At 71.5% G+C, this 2,945-nt stretch carries 4 protein-coding genes; 3 read left to right on the forward strand and 1 reads right to left on the reverse strand.

Annotated features, from left to right (window positions below; genetic code table 11):
- From Q4F04_RS15240 to Q4F04_RS15250, 3 genes are all read left to right on the forward strand, one after another.
- On the forward strand, window positions 1–726 hold a 726-nt coding region (locus Q4F04_RS15240; RefSeq protein ID WP_303370643.1), incomplete at its 5' end, for a replication protein.
- Window positions 727–1,113: 387 nt separating this feature from the next.
- Window positions 1,114–1,362: a type II toxin-antitoxin system Phd/YefM family antitoxin gene (locus Q4F04_RS15245; protein ID WP_303370644.1), complete on the forward strand. Its 249-nt coding sequence runs from the start codon at window positions 1,114–1,116 to the stop codon at window positions 1,360–1,362.
- Window positions 1,359–1,754 carry a type II toxin-antitoxin system VapC family toxin gene (locus Q4F04_RS15250; RefSeq protein WP_303370645.1) on the forward strand — a complete coding sequence of 132 codons (396 nt, stop codon included), beginning with the start codon at window positions 1,359–1,361 and terminating at the stop codon, window positions 1,752–1,754. Before Q4F04_RS15245 ends, Q4F04_RS15250 begins: the two co-directional genes overlap by 4 nt.
- Before the next feature lie 20 nt (window positions 1,755–1,774).
- On the opposite strand, the gene Q4F04_RS15255 is transcribed toward Q4F04_RS15250, so the two are convergent.
- Complete coding sequence (locus Q4F04_RS15255) at window positions 1,775–2,920, reverse strand: multidrug effflux MFS transporter (RefSeq protein WP_303370646.1); 1,146 nt, start codon at window positions 2,918–2,920, stop codon at window positions 1,775–1,777.
- Between the last annotated feature and the right edge of the window lie 25 nt (window positions 2,921–2,945).

Raw genomic sequence — 2,945 nt, forward strand, 5'->3', positions numbered from 1 at the left:
GGGCGCTACGAGCTGATCCAGGGCTGGCGCCGACTTGCCGCCTATCGCCAGCTTCTGGCGGAAACCGGCGACGCCGGGCGCTGGGGCCGCATCCCGGCCGGCATCGCGGCGCGGGGCGACGGGCTGGACTCGCTGTACCGCCGGATGGTGGACGAGAATCTCGTCCGCAAGGACCTGTCCTTTGCCGAGATGGCGCAGATGGCGCTGCATTACGCCATGGACCCGGAAACCGGCGAGACCGATCCCGAAAAGGCGGTGGCGGTGCTGTTCAAGTCGGCGGGCTACCAGAAGCGCAGCTACATCCGCGCCTTCATCCCGGTGGTCGAGCGGCTGGAGGGCCTGCTGCTTTACCCCCACGAGATCCCGCGCGCCCTGGGCCTTGCGCTCGCGCAGCGGCTTGAGGAGGTGCCCGGGCTGGTGGGCATGATCCGCGCCGATCTTGCGGATTGGGACACGCGCTCGGTCAGGGACGAGCTTGAGGTGCTGCGCCGCCATGCCGGGCAGGGGGAGGGGGCAGAGGATGCGGGTGCGAAGCCGCGCGCCCCGCAGGTACCGGTGCCGGCGGGCAGGGCGCGCACCAGCTTCCAGATCGCCCGCCCGCAGGGCAGCGCCCGCTGCACCGCCACCAACGGGCGGCTGGAGATCCGGCTGCCACGCGACTTTTCCACCATCGACCGCCGCAAGCTGGAAGCCGCCGTGGCCGAGATGCTGGCGCGGCTGGACTGATCTTCCCCGCGGGGAAGGTGGCAGTCCAGCCTTGGGGGCAGGGATTTTCCCCGCGGGGAAGGTGGCCGAGGCGGTCATTCGTCAGCCTGACCTCTGGCGCAGGGAAGATGGCAGGCGCGGGGAAGGTGGGGGCTGATCTTCCCCACGGGGAAGGTGGCAGTCCAGCGGCACCCCACGCCGATCTTCCCCACGGGGAAGGTTATCGGCACAGCGTCCGAAGATTGGTGATCTTCCCCGCGGGGAAGGTAGTCCCAACGGCACAGCTTCCTGACCTTTCCCGCGGGGAAGACGCCGAAGAACAAAGGGGAAAGCGGCAAGCACCTTCACCTCTGGCATTGACAGGTTCCCGTAACAGACTAGACTGCCAACCAGTCAAAGGGAATCCCCATGCGCGAGATTGGCGCCTTCGAGGCCAAGACCCACCTGTCGGAACTGCTCGCCGCCGCCGAAGCGGGCGAGTCGGTTCTCATTACCCGCCGTGGCGCCCCGGTGGCGCGGCTGGTGCCGGCGGGGCAGGGCAGCGACCGCGCCGCCGCCGTCGCCCGGATGGACGCCCTGCGGGCAAAGCTTGCCGCCCGCGGCATCGCGCTGGACCCCGCGGCGATCCTGTCGGCCCGCGACGAAGGCCGGCGGTGAGCCTGGTCGTCGATGCCTCGGCGCTGATCGGCTGGGCGATGCCGGATGAAAGCGGGCTGGACCTCGGCCCGGCGCTGGTCAGCCATGACGCGGTGCTGGCGCCCTGGCTTCTGTGGGTGGAACTGCGCAACATCCTGCTGGTCAGCGAACGCCGGGGCCGGCTGCCCGCGGGCACCGTGGAACAGTTGCTGGGCACATTCGACGCGCTGGCGATCACGCTGGACACCTCGCCCGAGGGGGCGGTGGTGATCGACCTTGCCCGCCGCCACGGGCTGACGGCCTATGACGCCCTGTATCTGGAAACCGCCCTGCGCCACGGCGCGGCGCTGGCGACGCTGGACCGCGCGCTGATGCGGGCGGCCGGGGCCGAGGGCGTGGCGGTCCTTGGCTGAACCCGCCCGCGCGCGGGGCCTTACCGCGCGGCCCACACCGCCAGCACGGCGGCAAGCGACCCCAGCGCCGACAGCAGCATGATGACCAGCAGCGGCGCGGCCCCGGCGCCCGGCACAAGGAAATAACCCGCCAGCGCCGCCAGCGCCGCGCCCCCCGCGACGGCCAGCGCGCCGCCAAGGCCGCTGGCGGTGCCGGCAAGATCGGGCCGCACGCTCATCATCCCGGCATTGGCATTGGGCATGACCATGCCGTTCCCCAGCCCCATGACCGCCACCGCCCCGAAGAAGGCCAGCGGATGGTGCAACTGCGCAAGGTTCGCGGCCAGCGCGCCCCCTACCGCCGCCACCGTCACCACCGCGCCCCAGAGGATCATCCGGTCCATGCCCCACTGCATCGACCAGCGCCCCGAGGCATAGTTGCCCAAAAGGTAGCCGATCGAGGGCGCGGCGAACCAGTAGCCGACCTCGGCCGGGGTCAGGTGGAACACCTCCTCGCCCACGAAAGGCGCGCCGCCCAGATAGGCGAAGAACGCCCCCGAGGCCAGTGTCGCCGCCATCGCATAGCCCCAGAACCGACCCGACCGCGCCAGCACCGGATAGGCCCGCAACTGGGCGCGCAAGGGCAGGCCCCCGCGCGCGGTTTCCCCCATGTCGGCCCAGGCCAGCAGCAGCACGGCCAGCCCGAGGGCGAACATCGCGGTGAAGCTGGCCTTCCAGCCCCAAAGCTGTTCCAGCGCCCCGCCCGCGACCGGGGCCAGCATCGGCACCACCGCCATGCCCATGGTGACATAGCCGATCCGGCTGGCCGCCGCCGCCCCCGCCACCATGTCGCGCACCACCGCCCGCGACAGCACGAGGCCCGTCGTCACCACCGCCTGGACCATCCGCATGGCCAGGAACCAGCCCGCGTTCGGGGCCAGCAGCGTCCCGGCCGTCGCGGCCAGAAAGATCGCCAGCGCCCCCAGCATCACCGGGCGGCGCCCCCAGCGGTCGCTGATCGGCCCGACCAGAAGCTGCACCACCGCCGAGGCCCCGAGATAGGCCGAGACCGAAAGCTGCATCACCCCGTATTCGACGCCGAAATGCCGCGCCATGCCGGGCAGCGACGGCAGAAACACGTTCATGGACAGCGCCGCGATCCCCGCCAGCGCCACCAGCGTGGCCATCCTCGGCGGCGTCACCGCCCCGGTC

The organism is Paracoccus sp. (in: a-proteobacteria) (assembly GCF_030536915.1).
Lineage (GTDB): Bacteria > Pseudomonadota > Alphaproteobacteria > Rhodobacterales > Rhodobacteraceae > Paracoccus.